General features: G+C 60.8%; 24 protein-coding genes and 1 tRNA gene. 14 read left to right on the forward strand and 11 right to left on the reverse strand.

The window, feature by feature from the left end; genetic code table 11:
* Positions 1-24: 24 nt before the first annotated feature.
* Entirely contained in the window at positions 25-2,154 is a 2,130-nt protein-coding gene (locus K6117_RS03590; protein ID WP_221792344.1) for a malate synthase G, read from the reverse strand.
* Between the two features lie 271 nt (positions 2,155-2,425).
* Here K6117_RS03590 and K6117_RS03595 point away from each other — a divergent pair, with 271 nt between their 5' ends.
* Genes K6117_RS03595 through recF form a run of 4 tightly spaced genes read left to right on the forward strand, consistent with a single transcriptional unit; the run spans position 2,426 to position 5,630 of the window.
* Entirely contained in the window at positions 2,426-3,769 is a 1,344-nt protein-coding gene (locus tag K6117_RS03595) for a M48 family metalloprotease (RefSeq protein ID WP_246604793.1), read from the forward strand.
* Between the two features lie 19 nt (positions 3,770-3,788).
* The gene (locus K6117_RS03600) at positions 3,789-4,157 is read left to right on the forward strand and encodes a DsbA family protein (protein WP_221792346.1); all 369 of its coding nucleotides are present in this window, start codon (positions 3,789-3,791) and stop codon (positions 4,155-4,157) included.
* Positions 4,158-4,166: 9 nt separating this feature from the next.
* Entirely contained in the window at positions 4,167-4,526 is a 360-nt protein-coding gene (locus K6117_RS03605) for a DsbA family protein (RefSeq protein WP_221792347.1), read from the forward strand.
* Between the two features lie 21 nt (positions 4,527-4,547).
* Positions 4,548-5,630, forward strand: a complete 1,083-nt coding sequence (gene recF, locus K6117_RS03610; protein ID WP_221792348.1) for a DNA replication/repair protein RecF — start codon at positions 4,548-4,550, stop codon at positions 5,628-5,630.
* On the opposite strand, the gene msrA is transcribed toward recF, so the two are convergent.
* Positions 5,631-6,164 carry a peptide-methionine (S)-S-oxide reductase MsrA gene (msrA, locus tag K6117_RS03615; RefSeq protein WP_221792349.1) on the reverse strand — a complete coding sequence of 178 codons (534 nt, stop codon included), beginning with the start codon at positions 6,162-6,164 and terminating at the stop codon, positions 5,631-5,633.
* A gap of 131 nt (positions 6,165-6,295) precedes the next feature.
* Here msrA and K6117_RS03620 point away from each other — a divergent pair, with 131 nt between their 5' ends.
* The gene (locus K6117_RS03620; protein WP_221792350.1) at positions 6,296-7,711 is read left to right on the forward strand and encodes a sigma-54-dependent transcriptional regulator; all 1,416 of its coding nucleotides are present in this window, start codon (positions 6,296-6,298) and stop codon (positions 7,709-7,711) included.
* A 145-nt stretch (positions 7,712-7,856) separates the two neighbouring features.
* Here the strand turns inward: K6117_RS03620 and K6117_RS03625 are convergent, their stop codons facing one another.
* Entirely contained in the window at positions 7,857-8,222 is a 366-nt protein-coding gene (locus K6117_RS03625; protein WP_221792351.1) for a response regulator, read from the reverse strand.
* A 42-nt stretch (positions 8,223-8,264) separates the two neighbouring features.
* Between K6117_RS03625 and K6117_RS03630 the strand changes: the two genes are divergently transcribed.
* The 5 genes from K6117_RS03630 to K6117_RS03650 are packed head-to-tail and all read left to right on the forward strand — an operon-like array spanning position 8,265 to position 11,656.
* The gene (locus tag K6117_RS03630; protein ID WP_221792352.1) at positions 8,265-8,561 is read left to right on the forward strand and encodes a DUF3572 domain-containing protein; all 297 of its coding nucleotides are present in this window, start codon (positions 8,265-8,267) and stop codon (positions 8,559-8,561) included.
* Entirely contained in the window at positions 8,558-9,190 is a 633-nt protein-coding gene (locus tag K6117_RS03635; protein WP_221792353.1) for an HAD family hydrolase, read from the forward strand. Before K6117_RS03630 ends, K6117_RS03635 begins: the two co-directional genes overlap by 4 nt.
* 54 nt (positions 9,191-9,244) lie before the next feature.
* Positions 9,245-9,730 (forward strand): RidA family protein, encoded by a 486-nt coding sequence (locus tag K6117_RS03640; RefSeq protein WP_246604794.1) that lies wholly within the window; start codon positions 9,245-9,247, stop codon positions 9,728-9,730.
* 1 nt (position 9,731) lies between these two features.
* Positions 9,732-10,511 carry a glycerophosphodiester phosphodiesterase family protein gene (locus K6117_RS03645; RefSeq protein ID WP_343211736.1) on the forward strand — a complete coding sequence of 260 codons (780 nt, stop codon included), beginning with the start codon at positions 9,732-9,734 and terminating at the stop codon, positions 10,509-10,511.
* A 5-nt stretch (positions 10,512-10,516) separates the two neighbouring features.
* A complete protein-coding gene (locus K6117_RS03650; RefSeq protein ID WP_221792355.1) occupies positions 10,517-11,656 on the forward strand; it encodes a GNAT family N-acetyltransferase in 1,140 nt (379 codons plus the stop codon).
* Here K6117_RS03650 and K6117_RS03655 read toward each other — a convergent pair.
* Positions 11,637-11,933: an SEL1-like repeat protein gene (locus K6117_RS03655; protein WP_221792356.1), complete on the reverse strand. Its 297-nt coding sequence runs from the start codon at positions 11,931-11,933 to the stop codon at positions 11,637-11,639. The genes K6117_RS03650 and K6117_RS03655 overlap by 20 nt on opposite strands.
* A 429-nt stretch (positions 11,934-12,362) precedes the next feature.
* Between K6117_RS03655 and K6117_RS03660 the strand changes: the two genes are divergently transcribed.
* Positions 12,363-13,409, forward strand: coding sequence for a quinone-dependent dihydroorotate dehydrogenase (locus K6117_RS03660; RefSeq protein ID WP_221792357.1), 1,047 nt, complete (start codon positions 12,363-12,365; stop codon positions 13,407-13,409).
* The gene (locus K6117_RS03665; protein WP_221792358.1) at positions 13,406-13,798 is read left to right on the forward strand and encodes a YkvA family protein; all 393 of its coding nucleotides are present in this window, start codon (positions 13,406-13,408) and stop codon (positions 13,796-13,798) included. The genes K6117_RS03660 and K6117_RS03665 overlap by 4 nt, the downstream gene beginning before the upstream one ends.
* Here the strand turns inward: K6117_RS03665 and ligA are convergent.
* Genes ligA through K6117_RS03680 form a run of 3 tightly spaced genes read right to left on the reverse strand, consistent with a single transcriptional unit; the run spans position 13,792 to position 18,293 of the window.
* On the reverse strand, positions 13,792-15,843 hold the full coding sequence (gene ligA / locus K6117_RS03670; RefSeq protein WP_221792359.1) for an NAD-dependent DNA ligase LigA: 2,052 nt from the start codon (positions 15,841-15,843) through the stop codon (positions 13,792-13,794). The genes K6117_RS03665 and ligA overlap by 7 nt on opposite strands.
* Positions 15,843-17,504, reverse strand: coding sequence for a DNA repair protein RecN (gene recN, locus K6117_RS03675; protein ID WP_221792360.1), 1,662 nt, complete (start codon positions 17,502-17,504; stop codon positions 15,843-15,845). Before recN ends, ligA begins: the two co-directional genes overlap by 1 nt.
* 9 nt (positions 17,505-17,513) lie before the next feature.
* Entirely contained in the window at positions 17,514-18,293 is a 780-nt protein-coding gene (locus K6117_RS03680) for an outer membrane protein assembly factor BamD (protein WP_221792361.1), read from the reverse strand.
* A gap of 102 nt (positions 18,294-18,395) precedes the next feature.
* Between K6117_RS03680 and K6117_RS03685 the strand changes: the two genes are divergently transcribed.
* Positions 18,396-19,568, forward strand: coding sequence for a glycosyltransferase (locus K6117_RS03685; RefSeq protein ID WP_221792362.1), 1,173 nt, complete (start codon positions 18,396-18,398; stop codon positions 19,566-19,568).
* Here the strand turns inward: K6117_RS03685 and secF are convergent.
* The 3 genes from secF to yajC are packed head-to-tail and all read right to left on the reverse strand — an operon-like array spanning position 19,552 to position 22,550.
* The gene (gene secF / locus K6117_RS03690) at positions 19,552-20,526 is read right to left on the reverse strand and encodes a protein translocase subunit SecF (RefSeq protein ID WP_221792363.1); all 975 of its coding nucleotides are present in this window, start codon (positions 20,524-20,526) and stop codon (positions 19,552-19,554) included. The two genes, K6117_RS03685 and secF, sit on opposite strands and share 17 nt — an antisense overlap.
* A 13-nt stretch (positions 20,527-20,539) precedes the next feature.
* Positions 20,540-22,153 (reverse strand): protein translocase subunit SecD, encoded by a 1,614-nt coding sequence (gene secD, locus K6117_RS03695; RefSeq protein ID WP_221792364.1) that lies wholly within the window; start codon positions 22,151-22,153, stop codon positions 20,540-20,542.
* Positions 22,154-22,208: 55 nt separating this feature from the next.
* Positions 22,209-22,550 (reverse strand): preprotein translocase subunit YajC, encoded by a 342-nt coding sequence (gene yajC / locus K6117_RS03700; RefSeq protein ID WP_221792876.1) that lies wholly within the window; start codon positions 22,548-22,550, stop codon positions 22,209-22,211.
* 147 nt (positions 22,551-22,697) lie between these two features.
* Between yajC and K6117_RS03705 the strand changes: the two genes are divergently transcribed.
* A tRNA-Pro gene (locus tag K6117_RS03705) sits at positions 22,698-22,774 on the forward strand.
* Between the two features lie 271 nt (positions 22,775-23,045).
* Here the strand turns inward: K6117_RS03705 and K6117_RS03710 are convergent.
* Positions 23,046-24,032: a hypothetical protein gene (locus K6117_RS03710; RefSeq protein WP_221792365.1), complete on the reverse strand. Its 987-nt coding sequence runs from the start codon at positions 24,030-24,032 to the stop codon at positions 23,046-23,048.
* Between the last annotated feature and the right edge of the window lie 16 nt (positions 24,033-24,048).

A 24,048-nucleotide genomic window follows, 5' to 3' on the forward strand; every position in this document is an offset into this window, starting at 1 on the left:
CCGATCTCGCGCCGTGTCAAAGGGTCAAGCGTTGGCAGCCGCTTCCTTTTTGCGCCGACGCCATGCATGCAGCAGCGGCTCGGTATAGCCGCTCGGCTGGGATACGCCCTCAAACACCAAGGCCCGCGCCGCACGATAGGCGAAGCTCGTTTCCTCATGGCCAGTCATCGGTTCATACAATGCATCGTCCGCATTCTGGCCATCGACCTTCAACGCCATGCGCTTGAACGCCGCATCGACATCCGCCGGGGTGCAGACCCCATGCAACAGCCAGTTCGCCATATGCTGCGACGAAATCCGCAAGGTCGCACGGTCTTCCATCAAGCCGATGTCGTGAATGTCCGGCACTTTGGAGCAGCCCACGCCCTGATCGATCCAGCGCACGACATAGCCCAAAATGCCCTGCGCATTGTTATCGAGTTCGCGGGTCACTTCTTCCGCCGTCCAGTTGCGGCCACGCGCCAGCGGGATCGTCAGCAGCTTTTCAAGCGCCGGAACCGGCTGGCCAGCCACTTCCCGTTGACGGGCAAAGACATCGACCTTGTGATAATGCAGCGCATGGAGCGTGGCCGCCGTCGGCGATGGCACCCATGCGGTGTTGGCACCGGTCAGCGGATGGCCGATCTTCTGCTCCATCATATCGCCCATGCGATCGGGCGCGGCCCACATGCCCTTGCCGATCTGCGCCTTGCCGGACAGACCGCACGCAAGACCGATGGCGACGTTGCGGGCTTCATAGGCCGTGATCCAGTCGCTCGATTTCATTTCGGCCTTGGGGATCATCGCGCCCGCCTGCATCGCGGTGTGCATTTCATCGCCGGTCCGGTCCAAAAAGCCGGTGTTGATGAAGATCAACCGTTCGCGCACCGCATGGATGCACGCCGCGAGATTCGCCGAAGTCCGGCGCTCCTCGTCCATCACCCCGACCTTCAGCGTGTTGCGGGCAAGGCCCAGCACATCTTCCACCGCATCGAACAAGCGGTCGGTGAAGCCCGCTTCTTCCGGCCCGTGCATCTTCGGCTTGACGATATAGACTGACCCTGCACGGCTGTTGCGGTGGACACCCTTGCCGTTCAAATCGATGGTCGCGATCAGGCTGGTGATCAGCGCATCGAGAATGCCTTCCGGCGCGTCTTGGCCATTGGCCAGCTGCACCGCAGGGTTCGTCATCAAATGGCCGACATTGCGCACCAGCAACAGGCTGCGGCCCTTCAGCGTCAATGTACCGCCATCGGGCGCAGTAAAGCTACGATCCGCCTCCAGCTTGCGGGTCAGGGTCTTGCCGCCCTTGGCAAAGCTCGCCTCCAGATTGCCGGTCATCAGGCCGAGCCAGTTGCGATAGGCCGCAACCTTGTCCTCGGCATCGACGGCCGCAACGGAATCTTCCAGATCGACAATCGTGGTCAGCGCCGATTCCAGCACGACATCGGCCACGCCAGCCGGATCGGTCTTGCCAATCGGGTGGTTGCGGTCGATCACGATTTCGGCATGCAGGCCATTGTGACGCAGCAGGATCGAGGTTGGTGCAGCCTTGCTGCCGGTCAGGCCGACAAGCTGCGCCGGGTCGGCCAGCACCGGCAGGCCGCCCGGATAATCGGTCCAGCTAATCCCGCCTGCGAGCGGGAATGCCTCATCGAGAAACGCCCGCGCCCGTGCAATCACCTGCGCGCCCCGCGCGGCATCATAGCCACCGGGCTGGGCCGCGCCCGGCAACGCATCCGTGCCATAAAGCGCATCATACAGGCTACCCCAACGCGCATTGGCGGCATTCAGCAAGAAGCGCGCATTCAGTACCGGCACCACCAATTGCGGCCCGGCCATCGTTGCGATTTCAGGATCGACATGATCGGTCGTGATCTGGAACGGGGCCGGTTCCGGCACAAGATAACCGATCTCGCGCAAAAATTCGGTCGTCGCCGCACTATCGGCGGTCTTGCCTGCACCGTCGCGATAATAATCGTCGATCTTGGCCTGCAACTGATCGCGCTTGGCGAGAAGGCTCTGATTTTCAGGGGCGAATCGTTCGAACACGCCGCTTGCGCCGGACCAGAAAGCATCCCCCGCGACATTGGTCAGCGGTAGCACGTCCTGTTCAATGAAAGCAGCAAGTTCAGCCGCGACCTTCAACCCGAAACGTTCGACATAGTTGGTCATTTTAAATCCCTGACAACCCTGACAACCCACGCTGATTCATGCCCGAGCGGCCCGATAGCCGTCCTTGCGCCCGCGCGGGCATGTGATGATGTGACCTTCTCAATGGGGAGGAGACAGGTGGATTTCATCTATAAGCTGCCTGCTTATTTTGCAACGCAATATGGCGGGAATTAGACTAAAGCCTCGGATGCCGCCGCCTTCATTTGCGGTTCATCATTGCTCAGGCTAGTCTGCCCTGATGACATGCCTCCCCTTGCCGCTGCGGCGGTTAATGACTCCCTTTGCCGGTCTGGCCATGCTGCTGGCACAACCGGCAGTCGCGCAATCGGTGCTGCGCGATGCCGAGACCGAGGCTTTTTTCCGCGATGCATCCGCGCCCTTGGTCGAAGCTGCAGGGCTGAAACCCGGCAATGTCGACATTGTCCTGCTCAACGACAAATCAATCAATGCCTTTGTCGCGGGCGGTCAGGCGATCTACATCCATAGCGGGCTGATCCGCGCGTCCGATAATGTCGAGCAATTCCAAGGCGTGGTGGCGCATGAACTCGGCCATATCGCGGGCGGCCATATCATCCGCTCCAGCGAAGGCGCGAATGCCGCGACTAGTATTTCGATCCTGTCCTTGCTGTTGGGCGCTGCGGCGATGGCGGCGGGCGGCGGCGGCGATGCGGGCATGGCGATCCTGATGGCGGGCCAACAGGCCGCGATGGGCAAATATCTCGCATTCAGCCGGGCGCAGGAATCCAGCGCCGATTTGGCGGGCGCATCTTATCTGCTGAAATCCCATCTTTCCGGGCGTGGCTCGATCGAATTTTTCCGCAAGCTGATGCAGGAAGAATATCGCTATTCCTCCAGCTACGCCTCGCTTGATCCCTATGCCCAGACCCACCCTTTATCGCGCGACCGTATCGCGATACTGGAGGATGGATATAAGGCCTCGCCTTATTGGACCAAGCCGAGCGACCCGGCGTTGCAGGCCCGTTTCCTGCGGATCAAGGCCAAGCTGACCGGCTATCTCGAAGACCCGGTCGTCACCCAGCGCCTCTATCCGGAAAGCGACCAATCGGTCCCTGCCCATTATGCCCGCGCCTATGCGTGGCATAAGGCTGCATGGCCCGACAAGGCGGCAGCAGAAACCGGTGCGTTGATGAAAATCGCGCCCAAAGACCCCTATTTCCTTGAACTGCAAGGGCAGATCCTGCTCGAATCCGGCAAGCCCAAAGAGGCGATTCCAGCCCTGAGAGAGGCCGTCGCTCGTTCCAATGGCGAGCCATTGATTGCCGCCATTCTTGGCCATGCCCTGATCGCGACCGAGGATGACAGTAATTATGCCGAGGCCAAGAAAGTGCTGCGGATCGCGGTGCAGCGCGACAATAACAACCCCTTTGCGTGGTATCAGCTCGGCATCGTCTATGAACATGAAGGCGACCGCCCCCGCGCCGCACTGGCCACGGCGGAGCGCTATTCACTGGAAGGACAGCCCGGCCCCGCCATGCACAGCGCCGAAGCCGCGATGAAAGGAATTCCCAAGGACACGCCCGATTGGATCAGGGCGCAAGATATTGCCATGACGTCGCGCGACGCTATGGATGACAAGAAGCATAAAAAGCGATGATCAAAAGGCGTTGAATCACATGAAGTTGAACAAGGGCATGATATTGGCAGGTCTGGCCGGGCTGGTCATCGGCGGTGGCACGGTGGGCGGCCTTGCCGCGACTGGCAAGATTGCGGGCCATATGGATCGTGCCGAAATCGAAAACATCGTCCGCGACTATCTGATGACCCATCCGGAGGTCATCCCCGCCGCGATGGAGCGGTTGCAGCAACGCGAACAGGCCAAACAAATCGCCACCTATCGCTCGATGCTCGAAACGCCATTTGCCGGCGCATGGGCCGGGAATGAAAAGGGCGATGTCGTGCTGGTCGAATTTTTCGATTATGCCTGTGGCTATTGCCGCGCGAGCGTGAAGGATGTGGATCGCCTGCTCAAAAGCGACCCGTAGCTGAAAATCGTGTTCCGCGAACTCCCGATCCTGAGCGCGGAAAGCGAACTGGCGGCCAAGGCCAGCCTGTCTGCCGCACAATCGGGCAAATATTATGCGTTCCATGATGCCCTGTTCGCCGCAGGCCCGTTATCGAGCGCGAGCCTGAACAAGACCGTCGATCAAATCGGCATCGTGCCGAAACTGACCGATCCGGCCATTGCCCAGGAACTGGAAAAAAATGTCGCGATTGCGCGCAAGCTCGGCTTCTCCGGCACCCCGACATTCGTGGTGGGCGACCGGGTCATTTCCGGCGCGGTCGGCTATGATACGCTGCGTCAGGCGGTGGCAGAAGCCCGCAAGGCCCGCACCGCTGGCCAAAAGGACTGATTGACGCTACGGCTCGGCCCTGTGCAGATTGAACGCCTTAGCCTGACCCATTTCCGTTCCTATCGCGACGCGGTGATCCACCCGGCGCGGGGCGCAAATGTGCTGGTCGGCGAAAATGGCGCGGGCAAGACGAACGTGCTGGAGGCGATTTCGCTGTTGGTGCCGGGTCGCGGCCTGCGCGGCGCGGCGCTTGGCGATATGGCGCAAAGCGGCGGTCCAGGCGGCTTTGGTGTAGCGGCGCGGATCAACGGGCCGCAAGGGCCGGTGGATCTTGGCTGCGGCACGACCGCCGATGCACCGGAACGCCGTATGGTGCGGATCAATGGCGCACAGGCAACGCAAAGCGCCCTGTCCGAATGGCTGACATTGATCTGGCTGACCCCGGCGATGGATCGGCTGTTCACCGAACCGGCGAGTGGCCGCCGCCGTTTTCTCGATCGGTTGGTGCAGGCATTGATCCCCGCCCATGCCCATCATGCAGCGCGTTATGAGGCCGCGATGCGCCAGCGCAACCGCATTTTGGCAGATGAACGCCCCGCCGACCCTGCATGGCTGATGGCGCTTGAAAGCCAGATGGCCGAACATGGGACGATGCTGGACAGCGCCCGGCGTGAGACGCTCGATCTCTTGGGGCAGAAACTGGCGGTGGTCGATCATGGTCCCTTTGCCCGGCCTGTGCTGGCGCTGGAAGGCTGGATCGGGCTGGATCAAGCCGCCTTTACCCAAGAATTGGCGCGTGGCCGCGCGCGCGATGCCGCCGCCGGGCGCACGCTCTCCGGTCCGCATCGTTGCGACCTCAACGTCACCCATTATGCAAAGCAGCAACCGGCCGACCGTTGTTCGACCGGCGAGCAAAAGGCGTTGTTGCTCGCGCTCATTCTCGCCCATGCCGAATTGGTGCGCGAACAGCGTGGCGAACCGCCGATCCTGCTGCTGGATGAAGTCGCGGCCCATCTCGACCCGTTGCGCCGCGCCGCCTTGTTCGCACGGCTGGCGGCCAGCGGCTCGCAATATTGGATGACCGGCACCGACCTATCGCTCTTTGCCGGGGATGATGCGATGCGCTTCTATCTGGTGAAAGACCACGCCATTACCGAAGCCTGATTATTTCAGCCGCTGTTCCCAGCCCTTTTTCAACTTGGCGAGCTTGGGCGGAATGATCGCGAGGCAATAGGGATTGCGCTGGCCTTCGCCGATCCAATAATCCTGATGATAATCCTCAGCCGGGTACCAAACCGCCTGACCGTCCTCGATCGTCGTGACAATCGGCTGCGGCCAATCCGCCTGCGCCCGTTCGATCCCCGCCTGTGCCGCCGCCAATTGGTCATCGTCCAGCGGGAAGATCGCCGAGCGATATTGCGTGCCGACATCATTGCCCTGTCGGTTCAACTGGGTCGGATCATGGGTCGCGAAATAAATATCGAGCAACGCATCATAACCGATCTGATCCGGGTCATAGGCAATACGGATCGCCTCGGCATGGCCAGTCGCGCCCCCACACACCGAACGATAGTCAGGATTGGGCATATGTCCGCCGATATAACCGCTTTCGACGCCCGATACACCCTGCAACTGGCGGAAAACCGCCTCGGTGCACCAAAAACAACCGCCAGCAAGGATCGCATATTTTGTCGTCATGCCGCCAATATAGGCGTAAAATCCACATCCGCCAGCCACTTTATCGCCGCTGTTTATCGCAAGGACGTTAGGGTCTCATTTACCATTATCCGGCTATAACGAGACCGCATTATCGAATGCTTGGGGGACAAATGAGGCAGCGCGACGCGCAGGGGCTATTGCTGATCAATCACGATCCGGCGCTAGGGCGGCTGGTATCGAACATGGTCGCGCAAATGGGCTGGCAGCTTTGTGAAGCAGCAAATGGCGATGCGGCCCTATGGGCGCTGAATGCACCCAAAGGGCCGAAAATGCGGGCCGCGCTGATCGACGATCAACAGGACATCGCCCGATTGCGGGCCACCTATCCTGACCTCCCGATCATTATGATGCTGGCCGATCATAACGCCGCCGATGCCGCGATCCGCGCAGGCGCGACTGATTATCTGCGCAAGCCGATATCACAACCGCAATTGCTCCACGCTCTCCAACTCGCGACCGTGGCGGATGTCCTGCAAGGCGAACTCCGCCCGTTCAGCGAGAAACATTCCCCGGCATTGGGATTTGAGGAAATCGTCGGCGCAACCCCCGGTTTTCGCACCGCACTTGCGATTGCTGCCAAGGCAGCCCGCGCGCGCATTCCCGTCCTGATCGAGGGCGAACGCGGCGTCGGCACCCATGCTTTTGCGCATGCCATTCACGGCGCATCGTCGCGCGCCAAACGGGACATGGCCATCGTCAACTGCGCCGCGATCCCGGAAAATCGGATCGCATCCGAATTGTTCGGCCATGAACGCGGCGCGTTCACCGGCGCATTCGACCGCCATATTGGCCGCTTTGCCGAGGCGGATGGCAGCACGATCCTGCTGGATGACGTGGGGGCATTGCCCCTGCCCGCGCAGGTCCGATTGCTCCATCTGCTGCAAACGGGCGAGGTCCAGCCCTTGGGCGCGCAACGCAGCAAGATCGTCGATGTCCGCATCATCGCCACGACCAACCGCAACCTCGCGACAGAGGTCGAGGCCGGACGTTTTCGCGAAGACCTTTATTATCGCCTGAATGCGGTCCAGCTCCTGATCCCGCCCTTACGCGACCGGCTGGATGACATTCCTCATCTGGCGCAGCATTTCCTCAAGCGCATGGCGGGACAGCGGACACTCAATATCGACGATGCCGCGCTCCGGCTGCTGATGCGTTATGACTGGCCGGGCAATGTCCGGCAGTTGCATGATGTGTTGTTCCGCGCCGCCGCACGATGCGACGACAATGTGCTGACCATGTTTGATTTCCCGCAGATAAGCGCCCGCATCACGCGCCAGCCGGTCGCGTCATTACCGATGATGCCAGCCCAACGCGCCCATCTGACCGCCCTCACCGCGCCCGCACCCGTGGCGCTCTTCGATGGCGCAGGCCATATTCGTACGCTTGATGAGATCGAAGCCGATGTCATCCGCCTTGCCATCGGCCATTATCGTGGCCGCATGACGGAAGTCGCCCGTCGCCTCGGCATCGGGCGCTCGACGCTCTATCGCAAGCTCGCGGAATTGGGCATTTCTGAGGTGGCTTGATTTATTAGTCCCTCAAACGCCGGGCGGCGACATCCGTCGCCTTGGCTTCCTCGCAATAAGCTCGGGCGGCCGTTCCGCCTTGCGGCGGCGATGCCGCCGTTGGGACAATGATCAAAGACGGGCCTCACAACTCCCGACAAAAAGCCTAATTTATCAAGCGTTGCACCTCGGCGATGAACGGCATCAGCGCAATCGGCTTGGAGACATAACCCTCGGCCCCTGCCGCCCGGATGCGCTCTTCATCACCGCGCGCCGCATAGGCCGTGACCGCCATGATCGGGATCATTTTGGTTTCCGCCTCACCCTTGATCGCCTGAATCAGGTCAAGCCCGCTCACATGTGGCATCTGGATGTCCATGATAATGAGGTCCGGGCGCAACTCCTGCACCTTGTCGATCACTTCCCGGCCATCGCGCACGGCTTCGCTGTCATAGCCATGGACGCGCAACAGGTCGCAGAACAGGCGGCAGTTCAGCTCGTTATCTTCGACAACCAATACCTTCTTCGCCACGCCATTTGACCCCATGATCGCAAACTGCCACCTGTGTAGGGGATGACACAGGACAACTCAATCGCCGACGGCAGCGCCAATGACACAGGCAATGATTCTGGCACCATCGCCCTACAGGCCTTGGTCTGGGTATTGCAGGACGGGCCGCGCACCGATCGATTACTGGGCTTGACCGGCCTGACCGGTGATCAATTGCGCCAGCGGATCATGGAACCGGCGATTCATCTTGCTGTGCTCGATTATCTGATGGGCTATGAACCGGACCTCATCGCCTGCGCACAGGCGCTCGACCTGCCCTTGACGCGGATGGTGCAGGCACATACCTCACTCTCATCATGACAAAACCCCTTCTCATCACCGATTGCGACGATGTGCTGTTGCACATGCTTACCCCCTTTGGGGAATGGCTAGACCAGCATCATGGCATCGATTTCAAGCTGACCGGGCAGGATTACGCCCAATCGATGCGGCGTCGTGAGGGCAATCCGGTGGTGGACCGGGATGAAATGTGGGCGCTCGTCGGCGGCTTTTTCGATCAGGCGATGCACACGCAAACGCCCGCGCCGTATGCCAAGGAATCGATCCACCATATCGCCGAATTTGCCGATGTCGTGGTGTTGACCAATCTTGAATATCACCGGCAACAAGACCGGGTCGATCAATTGGCGAAACTGGGCATCCATTTCCCGGTCTATTGCAATCAAGGGCCGAAAGGGCCGCGCGTGGTGGAGTTGATCGAGAAATACCAACCGAGCGTCGCGGTGTTCGTCGACGATCATGGCCATCACCATCATTCCGTTGCGGAAGATGCGCCCTCGGTCTGGCGGCTTCATATGCATGTCGATCCGGAAATCGCACCGACCGTCCCGGCATCGCGCCACGCCCATCACCGGGTCGATCATTGGCCAGAAGCGCTGGAATGGATTTTGGAACGGATGCGGGCCGGGGTTCAGGCCGATAAGGCATAAAGCTATACGATCACGACTTGACCTTGTGCGCGCGCCCATGCTTATCGACAGGTCATGATCAACTACGATGAAAAGCTGGCCGAACTCGGCCTCCAACTCCCCGTTGCTGCGGCCCCGGTCGCGGCTTATGTCCCCACTGTCGAAGCGGGCGGCCTGCTCCACATTTCCGGCCAATTGCCGTTCAAGGATGGTCAGGTCATGTTGGGCCGTCTCGGCGAAGACCGCGACATCGCCTTTGGCCAATCCGCCGCCCGCGCCTGCGCATTGATGATTTTGGCACAGGCCAAGGCTGCGCTCGGCTCGTTTGACCGGGTCGAACGGATCGTGAAATTGGGCGTCTTCATCAACAGCACCGGCAATTTCACCGATCAGCCCAAGGTCGCCAATGGCGCATCCGAACTGATGGAAATGGTCTTTGGCGAGGCTGGCCGCCATGCCCGCAGCGCCGTGGGCGTGCCGACCCTGCCCTTGGGCGCGGTCGTCGAAATTGACGCGATCATCGCGCTGCGCCCGACCGCCGATGAGGCGGAACAGGTCTGACGTGACAGGCTCGGCTGCCCCAGCGACAAGGGCCAAATGGCTGACGGCCCAGCCCTTTGCCCATCGCGGGCTACACGGGCCGGGCGTGCCGGAAAACAGCCGCGCCGCCGCCCGGGCGGCAGTCGAACAGGGGTTCGGGATCGAACTTGATACGATCCTGACCCAGGATCGCGAGGCGATGGTCTTTCATGACGACCTGCTGGATCGGCTGACCCACGCCACCGGCCCGGCAGAGGCGCTGACAGCGGCACAGCTTGTCGCTCTCCCGTTGCGCGATGGAGATGAAAACATCCCCGCGCTGCGCGATATTCTCAATGTGGTGCAAGGCCGGGTGCCGCTGCTGATCGAGGTCAAGGCACCACGAGACTCTTCCACGCCGGTCGCCCATCGTTGCCAACCGGTGCGCCGCGCGTTGGAAGGCTATACCGGCCCGTTTGCGGTCATGTCCTTCCATCCCGATGTCGGCCATTGGTTCCGCCTGCATGCGCCCGATATTATTCGTGGCCTTGTCATTACCGAACAAAAGGAAAAAAACTGGTGGCAGCGACTGCAAGGCCGGGTCTTCCGCCGCTTTGCCATCCGCCATGCACAGCCCGATTTCCTCGCCCTTAACATTCGCGACCTGCCGTCCGGCACCAGCAAGAGGATGCGAGCCAAGGGGATGCCGATTTTGACATGGACGGTGAAAACCCCGGCGGACGAACATATCGCCATCGACCATGCCGATGAGATGATTTTCGAGCGGCCCGGCCCCGATGCGCCCAAAGGGCTATTGGAATAATTTTTGTGCCGAACACGCCAAAGCTCTCCACCGCCAGCGGCTTTGCGCAGATTGATGCGGGCCAATGGGACCGATGCGCGGGCAATGACGACCCGTTCCTGACCCACGCCTTCATGCGCTGCCTCGAACAATCGGGCAGCGCCATTGCAGACACCGGCTGGCAGCCGATGCCGTTGCTCGCGACCAATGATGCGGGCGAGCTGATCGGCGCCACCCCGCTTTGGGGCAAAAGCCATAGTCAGGGCGAATATATCTTCGATCATGGCTGGGCCGATGCGTGGCAACGGGCCGGTGGCCGTTATTATCCGAAGCTCCTGTCCGCCGTGCCGTTTACCCCGGTCACGGGCCGCCGCTTGCTATCCAACGACCCGGTAGTGGCCAGCCATTTGATCGCCGGGATGGCGGCGATGACGGAACAGAACAACCTGTCCTCCGCCCATGCCAATTTCATCACCGAGGATGAAGTCGCCTTGTTTGAACAAGCGGGCTGGCTGATCCGCGATGGACTGCAATATCATTGGGAAAACCGGGGCTATCAAAGCTTCGACGATTTCCTTGGCGAGATGCCGTCGCGCAAGCGCAAGACGATCCGCAAGGAACGCGACACCGCGCGCCAAGGCCTCGACATCCGCCATCTGACCGGCAGCGACATTACTGAGGCGCATTGGGACGCCTTTTGGGCATTTTATCAAGATACCGGCGCGCGCAAATGGGGCACGCCCTATTTGACCCGGTCGTTCTTTTCGCTGTTGAACAAGGCCATGGCCGACCGCATTTTGCTGGTCTTTGCCTATGATGGCGACCGGCCCATCGCGGGCGCGCTCAATCTGATCGGGGCGGAGGCTTTATTCGGGCGTTATTGGGGTACGACCGATGACCGCCCGTTCCTGCATTTCGAACTCTGCTATTATCAGGCGATGGATTTCGCGATCGAGCACCATCTGGCGCGGGTCGAGGCCGGGGCGCAGGGCGAACACAAAATCGCCCGGGGCTATGCGCCCATCATCACGCGCTCGGCCCATTATCTGCCCGACACCCGCTTTCGCGAGGCGGTGGCCGATTTTGTGGCACGCGAACGCCGCACGCTACAACTGCACGCAACCGAACTGGCGGAAATGCTACCGTTCAGGCGGCCTGACGACTGACCATCTGCAACCATGCCCGCGCCTGACGCTGCGCCTCGACGATTTCGCGCGCGGTCATTTCTTCCGATACTTCCGCGCGGCAGGCCTGTGCCCGTTCATCGCCTCGCACTGCGGCAAGGTTGAACCATTTATGCGCCTGAATAAGGTCCATATCCACGCCATGCAGCCCGGTCGAATAGACCACGCCCAGTTCATAACAGGCTTCATAATTACCAGCCGCCGCATCCGCCAACTGACTATCGATCCGAAAATCCGTGTAATTTGCAATACTACCCATGGTCTGTCCCTCCTTGGATGTTCCTGATAACCGTTCTGACCATAATGGTTTTAAAAATAGTTAACGCTGCATCCATCTTGTTTGGTGATGATGTTTTTCTGACCTTCTCATTGTAAAAATAGGGTATTCAGGAGAAATACACGGCGATCACTGACCGCTCATTAACCATGATCCTTGACAATTTAGCCCGATCCACTGGTTAACCACCCCCCATTTTGGATGTTTTTCGTCTCATCCACGTTGCCCTCGCGCGCTCTTTTGCCAATCTGACAATAACGAAACACCGCGCCTGCCATGCTTACCGAGTCAGTAACGACCGCAATGGCCGAAACTAAAATGGCACCCCTGATGCAGCCTCTGCTGTACCGATGCCGGATATCCCAAACTCGGCTTTTGACGCATCCCCGCCCCGCTGGCATAGATGGGGCCATGACCAGCCTATTTCCTTTGCTCCGCCCCGCGATCTTTGCCCTTGATGCCGAAACCGCGCATAAATCGACGATCCGGCTCTTGTCCTGCCTACCCGCAGGTGCGCCGCCTGCCCTTGACCCAATGCTGTCGGTGTCAGTGGCGGGCCTTAATTTCTCCAATCCAATCGGCCTTGCCGCCGGGTTCGACAAGGATGCACAGGTGCCGCGCCAGATGCTCGGCATGGGCTTCGGCTTTGTCGAGGTCGGGACGCTCACCCCCTTGCCACAGACGGGCAATCCGCGCCCGCGCCTTTTTCGCCTGAAAGAAGACGAGGCCGTCATCAACCGCATGGGCTTCAACAACGGCGGGCAGATGGAGGCGCTCCAGCGGTTGCAGCGGATAAAGGGGAAGTCTGGCATCATCGGCGTCAACATCGGCGCGAACAAGGACGCGACCGACCGCATCAAAGATTATGCGACCGGCGTGCGCAACATGGCGGGCGTGGCGAGCTATCTCACCATCAACATCTCCTCCCCCAATACGCCCGGCCTGCGCGCCTTGCAGGATCGCGGCGCGTTGGAGGAATTGCTCGCGGGCGTGATGGCCGCGAGGGCAGAGGTCGCGGGCGATAAAGGTCCGCCGGTTTTCCTCAAGGTCGCGCCCGATCTCGAACCGGCGGATATTGACGATATTGTCGCGGTCGGCCTCGCCCAAAAGCTCGATGCGCTGATCGTCTCCAACACCACGATCACCCGCCCACCCTTGCATTCTGCCTTGGCCGCCGAAGCAGGCGGCCTGTCGGGCGCGCCGCTGCATGATCTGGCGCTGCAACGGTTGAAGGACTTCCGCGCCGCATCGGGCGGGGAACTGGCGTTGATCGCAGCAGGCGGGATCAGCACGGGCGCACAGGCCTATGCCCGCATCCGGGCGGGCGCGTCATTGGTCCAGCTCTACAGCGCATTGGTCTATCATGGGCCGGGCCTCGCCAGCCGCATCTGCGCCGAATTGAAGACGTTGCTCACCCGCGATGGCTTTGCCAATATCAGCCAAGCCATCGGGCGATGAGGGCGAAAATTATGGCACGGGTGCAGCAATTCACCCATCGCTTGCGGATCGAGGCCCATGCCGTCTGGCTATCGGCCCGCGATCCGCAAGTGCCATTGCCGACCCGCCTCATTGGCTGGCTAGTCGCGGGTTATGCGCTGTCGCCGATTGACCTTATCCCCGATTTCATTCCGGTTTTGGGCATGCTGGATGATCTGTTGTTGTTGCCGCTTGGCATTTGGCTGTTCACCCGGCTGATCCCCGATGACCGCTGGGCCGTCCATCTCGCCACCGCCGAAGCCGCCAGCCACCGACCGGTCAGCAATAAGGCAGCGATTGTGATCGTGCTGATCTGGCTTGGATTATTGGCGCTGATCGCGATGCAATTCATGGCGATGCGATTTTATTGAGTCGTCTCACCCACCAACGCGTGCCAGCCCGCCTCATCCATCACCGTCACGCCAAGTTCGCTCGCTTTTTTCAACTTCGACCCCGCCCCCGGCCCTGCGACCACAAGGTCGGTCTTGGCGGATACCGAACCAGACACCTTGGCACCGAGGCTTTCGGCCTGCGCCTTGGCCTCATCCCGGCTCATGGTTTCAAGACTGCCGGTAAACACCACGATCTTGCCCGATACCGGCGATGCGCGAACGTTGGAGACAAAGGCGGGCGGCGATACTTCCGACAATAAATCATCCCACGCCGCACGATTATGCGGTTCATGGAAAAATTCGCGCAGGGCTTCCGCCACCACCGGGCCGATGCCATCGATGCCGGTCAGTTCCAGCGCACCGTCTTCGCGGGTCGCGACTTCGGCCACGCGTTCGACCGTGCCAAAGGCCTTGACCAGATCCTTGGCCGTCACCTGCCCGACATGGCGGATGCCAAGGCCGAAGAGAAAGCGTTCGGGCGCAGGGTTGCGCTTGGCCTCAATCGCCGCGATCAGATTATCGACCGATTTTTCCTGCCAGCCCTCCCGGCCCAAAATGGCCGCGCGGTGGCGATGCAGGCGGAAAATATCCGCCGGACTGCGGATCAATCCGGCCTCGAAAAATTCGGATATGCTCTTTTCGCCCAAGCCCTCGATATCGAGCGCGCCCCGGCTGACGAAATGCTTCAACCGCTCGATCCGCTGGGCCGGGCAGATCAGCCCGCCCGTGCAGCGTACATCGACCTCGCCCTCTTCCGCCACCGCTTCCGATCCGCATTCCGGGCAATGATCGGGAAAGGCCCAAGGCGCGCGCGGCACATCGCGCGTGAGGTTGGTCACGATCTGCGGAATCACATCGCCCGCGCGTTGCAGCACGACGCGATCACCGGGCCGCACGCCCAGCCGCGCGATTTCATCCGGGTTATGCAGGGTCGCATTACTGACAACCACGCCGCCGACCGTCACCGGCTCCAACCGGGCGACTGGCGTCAATTTGCCGGTGCGGCCCACCTGCACATCAATCGACAGCAAATTGGTCTGCGCCTGTTCTGCCGGGAATTTATGGGCAATCGCCCAACGCGGCGCACGCGCGACAAAGCCCAAGCGCTCCTGCCAATCGAGCCGATCGACCTTGTAGACCACGCCATCAATGTCGAACGGCAGATCGGCGCGTTCGGCCTCAATCGCGCGATAATGGGCCAACACCGCATCCCCGCCCACCAGACGGACCAGCCGTTGATCGACCGGCACACCCCAAGTCGCTATCGCCTGCATCACCCCATATTGGGTATCGGCAGGCAAAGACGACACCTCGCCCCAGCCATGGGCGAGAAACCGCAACGGACGGGCGGCGGTGACCTTAGCATCCTTTTGGCGCAGCGACCCAGCGGCGGCATTGCGCGGATTGGCGAAAATCTTGCCGCCACGTGCCGCCTGCTGGGCATTGAGCGCAAGGAAATCCGCCTTGGCCATATAGACCTCGCCCCGGATTTCGAACACGGGCGGGGCAGTATCCGGCAAATGCTGCGGAATATCGGCAATATGGCGAACATTGGCGGTGACATCCTCGCCCACCGCGCCATCGCCGCGCGTTGCCGCCAGTACCAACGCGCCATGTTCATAGCGCAGCGAACACGACAGGCCATCGATCTTCGGCTCGGCGGTCAGCGCCACCCCCTCATCATCCGACAGGCGCAAAAATCGCCGGATCGACGCGATGAAATCGGCCACATCCTCATCGGCAAAGGCATTGCCCAAGGACAGCATCGGCTTGGCATGCGGCAACTTCGCCAGCGGCGACGACACCGCATGGCCGACCAAACGCGATGGGCTATCCACGCGGATCAATTGCGGAAACGCCGCCTCAATCGCCGCATTTTCCTGCATCAGCGTATCGAATGCGGCGTCCGAAATTTCCGGCGCATCGTCATTGTGATAAAGCCGGTTATGCTTGGCAATCTCGCGGGCAAGCCGCATCAACCGATTGGCGGCATCGGCCTCGGTCATATGCGCGATCTCGGTCATTACAGTCTTTCGAGCAGTCGGGTCGCCTGCGACCGGGCTTCATCGGTCACTTCGGCGCCAGAGAGCATACGGGCGATTTCTTCGCGCCGTTCAACTTGCGACAATTGCCGCACCCCGGTGCGCGCGACCGTGCCGTCGCTGGTCTTGGCGATCAGAAATTGATGGTCGGCCCGTGCCGCGACCTGCGGGCTATGGGTGACGACCAGCAATTGCGCCACGCGTGACAGGCGATGCAGGCGTTCGCCAATCGCGCTCGCCACCGCGCCGCCGACGCCCCGGTCGATTTCGTCGAAGATCATCGATACCGCCCCGCCCTGTTCGGCCAAAGCGACCTTCAGCGCGAGGATGAAGCGCGATAATTCGCCGCCAGATGCGATCTTGATCAGCGGCGCAAAGGGCGCGCCGGGATTGGTCGCGATCTCGAATTCCACCCGGTCCATGCCGCCCGCGCCCCATTGGCCTTCCGCCAATGGCTCGACCACGGTGCGAAAGCGCGCGGCATCCAATTTGAGCGGCGGCAATTCGCCTGCCATCGCCCGGTCCAATTGTGCACCCGCCGCGCGTCGCGCCGCCGACAGCGCGGTCGCCGCCTGCACATAGGATTTGCGACAGGTCTCGACCCGGCGCTCAAGCCCGACCAACCGGTTTTCCCCGGTTTCAATCGCCTCCAATTGCGCGGCCAGCGCATCGGCATGTTCGGCCAATTGATCCGGCTGCACCCTATATTTACGGGCGAGCGCGCGCAGATCGAACAGGCGCGTCTCGTCATCATCGAGATCAGCAGGCGAATAGACCATCGCCCGCGCCGCCTCTTCCAGCTTTTCCTCGGCCAGCGACCCTTCGATCAGCGCCCGATCCAGTGCCGCCAGCGCCTCGGCCAGCACCGCATGTTCCGGCGCGATCCGTTCGAGCAAGCGCGCCGCCTGCCGCAATTTCGACAGCCCCGCCTCGCCCGGTTCGACCAAATCGCGGATCTTGTGCAGATCCTCGGCCAGCCGCGCCGATTTCATCATCAAGGCGCGGCGTTCGGCGAGAATTTCCTCTTCACCCGGTTCAGGCGCGAATTTCCGCAATTCACCGACCGCATGTTCAAGATATTCGCGGTCGCGCAGCGCCGTTTCCAGCAGGTCGCGCGCCCCGGCCAATTCGGCCTCGACCTCGCGATATTCCTGCCACAGCCGTGCCACCATTGCGGCATCCAGCCGCGCGAAATTATCGAGCAATGCCCGATGCCCCCGCGGGTTGAGCAGGCCGCGTTCATCATGCTGGCCATGAATTTCGACCAGCATCGCGCCTATATCACGAATCAGCCCGACCGCCGCCGGCATGCCGTTAATCGTGGCGCGGCTGCCGCCATCGGCCTTGACGATGCGCTTGAGAATCAACGGTTCGCCCGGCTCCCCGGCAAAGCCCTCTTCGGCCAAGATCGCATGGACCGCATGATCGGGCGGCACGTCGAAGCTGGCGGTGACGCTCGCTTGCGGCACATTGTGGCGGACAAGCCCGCTATCGGCCCGTGCACCCAGTGCAAGGCCCAGCGAATCCAGCAAGATCGATTTACCCGCCCCGGTTTCACCCGTCAGCGCACCCAACCCTGCGCCAAACTCCAGGTCCAGCGCCTCGATCAGGACGACATCACGAATGGCGAGATGTGTCAGCATGCCTTAATATCAGGCAGGATGCTTGTTCATCAACTCAAAGGCGCGCGCATACCATTTCGACCCCGGATAATTGTGGCCGAGCGTCGCCGCAGCGCGCTTGGCCTCATCCCGCACGCCCAAGGCGAGATAGCTCTCGGTCAGGCGCAGCAAGGCTTCGGGCGAATGGGTGGTCGTGCCATAATCATCGACAACCTTGCGGAAACGGATCACCGACGCCAACCATTCGCCACGACGCTGGTAGAAACGACCGATTTCCATTTCCTTGCCCGCGAGATGATCGCGCACAAGGTCAAGCTTGACCCGCGCATCGGCGGCATAGCGCGTGTCGGGATAGCGGCGCACCAGCTCTTCCAGCGAATCCAGCGCCTGCTGGGTGATCTTCTGGTCGCGGGTAACGTCTTCGATCCGCTCATAATAGCTGATCGCGATCAGATAATAGGCATAAGGCGCATCGCGATTGCCCGGATGGATCGCGAGGAAGCGCTGGGCCGAACCGATGGATTCGGCATAATCGCGGGCCAGATAGTAACTGAACGCGCTCATCAACTGGGCGCGACGGGCCCAAGGCGAATAGGGATGCTGGCGCTCCACCTCATCGAACAGCGCGGCAGCGAGCTTATACTGACGACGGTCGAGCCGGTCCTTGGCGAGATTGTAGAGCGTATCCACATCCCGCGCGACATAGCTGGCATCTGCCTTGCTCTTGCTCTTCGTCGCGCAACCGGCAAGCGGCAACACAGCAAGGGCTGCGAGAATAAGGGCGGCGGGGCGATACATGTTCTTGCGCATGGGCGATGTCTTAACCGAGCCAATCGCATCCGCCAAGCGACTATTGTCCATTGTTCGCATCAATAAGGTGATCGCAACATTTGATTGATATAAAGCGGGTCAATGTTGCGCGTACTCACCCTATCCACCCTGTTCCCGGATGCCGTGCGCCCCGGATTCGGGGTCTTTGTCGGCCACCAGACCCGCCACCTCGCCCAGCGCCCGGATGTCGACCTCACGGTCATTTCCCCGCTTGGCCTGCCGCTTGCCCCCTTGGACAGATTCGGGCCTTATGCGGCGCTCCGGCAACTGCCGCTGTTTGAACACTGGGCGGGTATCCCGGTCCACCGTCCGCGCTTTCCGCTGTGGCCGATCATCGGTGCGCGACTGACCCCCGGCCTGATGGCCCGTGCGATCATGCCTTTGGTCGAGAAGTTGCACAGGGAAAAACCGTTCGACGTGATCGATGCCGAATTTTTCTGGCCTGATGGCCCGGTGGCGATGCTGTTGTCGCAAGCATTGGGCATCCCCTTCTCAATCAAGGCACGCGGCGCGGACATTCATTATTGGGGCAACCGCCATGACACCGGGCCACAGGTCTTGCAGTCCGGTCTTAAGGCCGATGGCTTGCTGGCGGTATCGGCAGCATTGCGGGATGATATGATCACGCTGGGAATGGAGTGCGACAAGATCCGCCTGCATTATACCGGCGTCGATCTCGCCACTTTCCAGCCGATGGACCGCGCGCAGGCGAAACAGACCTTGGGGGTGACAGGACCGCTCATCGCCACCATCGGCGCGCTTATCCCCCGCAAGCGCCAGTCATTGGTGATAGACGCCATGACACATCTGCCCGATGCCCGACTGGTGCTGATCGGCAAGGGGCCGGAGGCGGATCGCTTGCGGCGACAGGCAGCGGCCATTGGCGTGGCGGACCGTGTGCAATTCACCGGCGCGATCACTCAAACCGAAATTGCCCGCTGGCTATCGGCGGCGGAGGTGATGTGCCTGCCCTCTGCGTCCGAGGGACTGGCCAATGCATGGGTGGAGGCGCTGGCCTGCGGAACACCGCTTGTCATCACCGATGTCGGCGGGGGGCGGGAATTATTGGGGGACAGCCAAGCCGGGCATCTGGTCGCGCCCGAACCGGCGGCCATTGCGACCGCCATTCGGGCGATGATCGACACACCGCCCGACCGCGCCGCTGCTCAAAACTTGGCCGCGCCCTTTACGTGGCAGCGCAATAGCGAGGTGCTATATCAACACCTCGCCCAACTCGTTAATCGCGCGGCGTAATCCGCTCTGCATTATCGACATCGCCACCCATCCGCCGCTCTTCCGGCGGGATGAAGCTGTCCGGCCCGACCTTGAGCCAGACCAGAATCGGCGCGGCGACATAGGCAGAAGAGAAAGTCCCAACGACAATCCCGAGCAACATCGCGGCGGTAAAGCCGAAGATCACATCCGGGCCCATGAACAACAGGATCGACAACGCGACGATCAGGCTGAGCGAGGTCATCATCGTGCGCGACAGCGTTTCATTGACCGTCAAATCGAGCAGCGGCACAATCTCCATCTTGCGGAATTTCCGCAGATTTTCTCGCACGCGGTCATAGACGACAATCGTATCGTTCAATGAATAGCCGATGATGGTCAGCAACGCCGCCACCACGTTCAGATTGAATTCGAGCTGGGTCAGCGCGAAAAAGCCGAAGGTGATCGCCACGTCATGGAACAAGGCGAACAACGCCCCGACCCCGAACTGCCATTCAAAGCTGAACCAGATATAGAGCGAAATCCCCAGCATCGCGAGGCTGAGCGCCAACATGCCGGTGCGGAACAATTCGTCCGACACCTTGCCCGACACCGTTTCGACCGCATCGAAACGCGCGCCAGGATAGGATTTCAGCACGACCTGTTTGACCTGTCCGGCCGCCTTGTTGGCGGCATCTTCGCCGCCATGCGGCACCGGCATACGGATCGAGATTTCGTTCGGTCCGCCGAATTGCTGGATGCTGGCATCGCCAAGGTTGAGGCGTTCGATATCCGCGCGCAGCGTTTCAATCTCCACCGGACGATCGAGCGACACCCGCACCATCTGCCCGCCGACGAAATCGACGCCAAGGTTCAACCCGCGCGTAAAGCACAAGACGATGGAAAGGATGATCAAGATGATCGACAGGGCCATCGCCCAGTTTCGATAGGAAAGAAACGGGATATTGGTGTTATCCGGGACGAGTTTTAACGGACGCATGGCCGGATATTCCTCAAATCACGAGTTCTTTGGGACGCGAACGCTTCACCCAATCTGCCACCAGCAGACGGGTGAAGGTCACGCCGGTGAAGACCGAAGTGACGATGCCGATGGCAAGCACCACGGCAAAACCACGGATCGGGCCAGTACCGAACCAGAACATAATGATCGCCGAAATCACATTGGTGATGTTGGCGTCAAAAATGGCGCGGCTGGCTTCCTTATAGCCGAATTCGATCGACGAACGGATGTTGCGGCCCCGGCGCTGTTCTTCGCGAATGCGTTCGTTGATCAGCACATTGGCATCTACCGCCGCCCCGATGGTCAGAACGAAACCGGCAATCCCCGGCAATGTCAGCGTCGCATTGAAGATCGCCATGACCCCAAGGATCATCAACGCGTTCACCAGCAAAGCGAGCGTGGTGTACACGCCGAACCGCAAATAGGTGATCATCATGAAAAAGACGACCGCGATGGTCGCCACGATCCCGGCAATCGCGCCCTTGCGGATCGAATCCGCGCCAAGGTCCGGACCGACGGTGCGTTCTTCCACGACCTTGAGCGCGATCGGCAATTTGCCCGACCTGAGCGCAATCGCGAGCTGGTTCGCGCCTTCGACCGAAAAGCTGCCGGAAATCTGGGCCGAACCGCCAAGGATCGGTTCATTGATGTTCGGCGCGGACAGCACCTGACCATCGAGAATGATCGCAAAAGGCTTGCCGACATTATCCTGCGTGACCTTGGCAAAGCGACGCCCGCCCGCCCCGTCGAACCGGATATTGACGACCGGCTGGTTGGACGTCTGATCATAGCCCTGTTGCGCATCGAGCAACTGATCGCCCGAAATCATCACCCGGCGCTGCACCGCAATAAAGCCGCCTGCAACGCCCGGCCCGGCATCCGCCGAATAAGGCAGAATTTCGCTGCCTGCAGGTGCGCGACGCTGCGCAACCTGTTCCGGCGTGGCGGTTTGATCGACCAGCTTGAATTCAAGCTTGGCGGTCTTGCCGAGCAAGGATTTCAACGCATCGGGGTCTTGCAAACCCGGCACCTGTACGACGATCCGGTCCTGGCCCTGACGAATGATCGTCGGTTCCTTGGTCCCCATTTCGTCGATGCGTTTGGATACGACTTCGCGCGCGACATCCATCGCGCTGTCGAGCGCGGCATTGATCCCGGCCTCTGTCGGGGTCAGCACCATGCGGTTGCCATCTTCGAACGCGACGTTCCAATCGCGCTGGCCGGTCATGCCGACGCCCGCGGTGAATTTGGAAATCCGCTCACGCGCCTCGTCGATCTGGGCCGGATCGCGCACGAAAAAGCTCAGGCGATTGCCCGCCGTCGAAATATCGCCAATCTCGATCTTGTCGCCACCGCGCCGCATTTCGGTGCGGACGGTTTCTTCCATCGTCTCGATATGTTGCTTGATGAAGCTGCCACGATCCGCCTCAAGCAGGATGTGACTCCCCCCGGAAAGGTCGAGACCAAGATTGATCTTTGTCTCGGCAAAGCTCTTGGGCAGCGCCTTGAGATACTGACCCGGGACAATGCTGGGAATGGCAAACACCACGCACAGTGCAATCGACAACCAGATCAGCCAGACTTTCCAGCGCGGGAAATCAAGCACGCGGCATTCCTCTCTTCAAAACCTTGGCCTCAGCAACTCAGTCGTTGGGCAGCAATCAATCGTTGGCGGGCTTGGCACCACCCAAGGGGCGCACATCGGCCAGCGTCGATTTGATCGCCCGCACGCGCACATTGGCGGCCAGTTCGATTTCGACTTCATCGCCATCCACCTTGGTGACGCGACCGATCAGGCCACCGCCGGTAATGACCGTATCGCCCTTTTTGGCAGCATCGATCATCGCGCGCTGGTCCTTCATCCGGCGCTGCTGCGGACGGATCACGAGAAACCAGAAAATGACGAAGATGAACAGCAGCGGCGCAACCTGCATAAAAAATGCAGCCGGGCCAGAAGGCGCGGCACCTGCGGCGGTCTGGGCAAATGCAGTAGTAGAGAACATCAAATCAGGCTTTCTATCTCAATCGGGCGGCGACCCACCAAGTGGGTTTCAAATCTCCGAGTTCGGGCGGCTATCACATAATCGGCGCGATAGGCAATGGCCGGGCTTGCCAAGCGGCATCATCCCGACTATTCGCGGCCTTCCGGTCGGGGCGTAGCGCAGCCTGGTAGCGCATCACACTGGGGGTGTGGGGGTCGCAGGTTCGAATCCTGTCGCCCCGACCAAATTATCCGCAAATCCACATCCTCTGCACATAGTCGGTGCGCCATATCAGGCGCTTACATCAGATCAGGCCGCACGACTCCGTCACCGTTGGCCGTGATCGTTGGTTTTCCGGGTACCGATGGGCCTAATATTAACGCATAGCGGCGACACGCATAGATGAAGCCGCAGCATATCGATCAGACGGGCTATCCTGCCGCCAACCAATTGCCGCAGACATATCCACCGCTACCGGTGCAGGAATATTCGGTAATGTAAACCCACGACCACCCATCAAACGCCGTTCAAGCCATCGATCAACGCATCCAACGGCATGGTTGCGGCATCCAGCGCCTCCCTTGACCGCATCCCCATAGGGAAATTCTCGTGAGGCGACGGGCGCGGGTGCAACGATGATATGGCTGCGGCAGGCATTTCATCGGTTGCGATGATAACCTGTGATTCGACCCCCTGTTCCACCGATTCCGACGATGCCATGATCGTCATTTCAACCGCATGGGGCGCAGGCTCAACCGCCGGGGACAATATCATCGGTCCCAGATCCAGCACCGATTCATCTAGTCCGACTGAAACTGGCGCATATTCGGGTGGAAGCGACTCAACCGGTGCATATTCAGACGGCACATATGCCGGTTGCGTATACTCAGGCTGCACATAGGCAGTCGGCACCTCCTCCGCCGGATGCCATTCTCCAACGGCTTGGGGATCGATATCGTCGAGTGGCGGTCCAAGTTCACTTGCCGCGAGAATCGGGCGACGCCTGCGGATCGGCATGTCCTCAGTCGCCTCAGCGGGAGCAACTTGCGATGTCGCGGGCTGACGCCGTCGCAGCAAGCCCATCAACCCGGCACTGCCCACTTGCTGCTTTTCCTTCAATATGGCGGGCGGTTCATCTGCAATATGCAGGTCGCGCGCCATCGGTGTGGATGCCGTCGCCACTGGCCATTGCGTCCGATTCTTCGGCACGAACAGCCATTTGAGCGTCAGCCAGGTGCAGGCCGTGCCGGCGATGCCCATGCACAACGCCAGCGCGATCCGGGCGTTCATTCCCAATGGCGGCTGGGCGGCGGGGATATAATCGCCCAGCCGCGCCTCGATCACCAATTGCTCAATCAGCCATGCGGGCGCACGCAACACTGCCACCGCTGCCAACGCGCCGACCGCAAGGCCCAGCAGCGGCACCAGCCGCGCCAAGAGAGAGCGCCGCCGCATGCGCCCGTTTGTCTGGCCGATATTGCCAGTCTCAACCCTGTTCGACATCGCTACGCTATCCTTA

The sequence above is a fragment of the Alteraquisediminimonas sediminicola genome (assembly GCF_019740335.1).
In the GTDB taxonomy this organism is placed as follows: domain Bacteria; phylum Pseudomonadota; class Alphaproteobacteria; order Sphingomonadales; family Sphingomonadaceae; genus Alteraquisediminimonas; species Alteraquisediminimonas sediminicola.

Excerpts from the sequence above, each read along its gene's own strand:
- K6117_RS03595 (WP_246604793.1), top strand. The coding sequence starts at position 2,426 with ATGACTCCCTTTGCCGGTCTGGCCATGCTGCTGGCACAACCGGCAGTC.
- K6117_RS03620 (WP_221792350.1), top strand. The coding sequence starts at position 6,296 with ATGAGGCAGCGCGACGCGCAGGGGCTATTGCTGATCAATCACGATCCG.
- yajC (WP_221792876.1), bottom strand. The coding sequence starts at position 22,550 with ATGTTCTCTACTACTGCATTTGCCCAGACCGCCGCAGGTGCCGCGCCT.
- K6117_RS03635 (WP_221792353.1), top strand. The coding sequence starts at position 8,558 with ATGACAAAACCCCTTCTCATCACCGATTGCGACGATGTGCTGTTGCAC.
- K6117_RS03630 (WP_221792352.1), top strand. The coding sequence starts at position 8,265 with ATGACACAGGACAACTCAATCGCCGACGGCAGCGCCAATGACACAGGC.
- recN (WP_221792360.1), bottom strand. The coding sequence starts at position 17,504 with ATGCTGACACATCTCGCCATTCGTGATGTCGTCCTGATCGAGGCGCTG.
- K6117_RS03660 (WP_221792357.1), top strand. The coding sequence starts at position 12,363 with ATGACCAGCCTATTTCCTTTGCTCCGCCCCGCGATCTTTGCCCTTGAT.
- K6117_RS03685 (WP_221792362.1), top strand. The coding sequence starts at position 18,396 with ATGTTGCGCGTACTCACCCTATCCACCCTGTTCCCGGATGCCGTGCGC.
- ligA (WP_221792359.1), bottom strand. The coding sequence starts at position 15,843 with ATGACCGAGATCGCGCATATGACCGAGGCCGATGCCGCCAATCGGTTG.
- secF (WP_221792363.1), bottom strand. The coding sequence starts at position 20,526 with ATGCGTCCGTTAAAACTCGTCCCGGATAACACCAATATCCCGTTTCTT.
- K6117_RS03640 (WP_246604794.1), top strand. The coding sequence starts at position 9,245 with ATGATCAACTACGATGAAAAGCTGGCCGAACTCGGCCTCCAACTCCCC.
- K6117_RS03600 (WP_221792346.1), top strand. The coding sequence starts at position 3,789 with ATGAAGTTGAACAAGGGCATGATATTGGCAGGTCTGGCCGGGCTGGTC.
- K6117_RS03655 (WP_221792356.1), bottom strand. The coding sequence starts at position 11,933 with ATGGGTAGTATTGCAAATTACACGGATTTTCGGATCGATAGTCAGTTG.
- K6117_RS03710 (WP_221792365.1), bottom strand. The coding sequence starts at position 24,032 with ATGTCGAACAGGGTTGAGACTGGCAATATCGGCCAGACAAACGGGCGC.
- K6117_RS03590 (WP_221792344.1), bottom strand. The coding sequence starts at position 2,154 with ATGACCAACTATGTCGAACGTTTCGGGTTGAAGGTCGCGGCTGAACTT.
- msrA (WP_221792349.1), bottom strand. The coding sequence starts at position 6,164 with ATGACGACAAAATATGCGATCCTTGCTGGCGGTTGTTTTTGGTGCACC.
- K6117_RS03680 (WP_221792361.1), bottom strand. The coding sequence starts at position 18,293 with ATGCGCAAGAACATGTATCGCCCCGCCGCCCTTATTCTCGCAGCCCTT.
- K6117_RS03665 (WP_221792358.1), top strand. The coding sequence starts at position 13,406 with ATGAGGGCGAAAATTATGGCACGGGTGCAGCAATTCACCCATCGCTTG.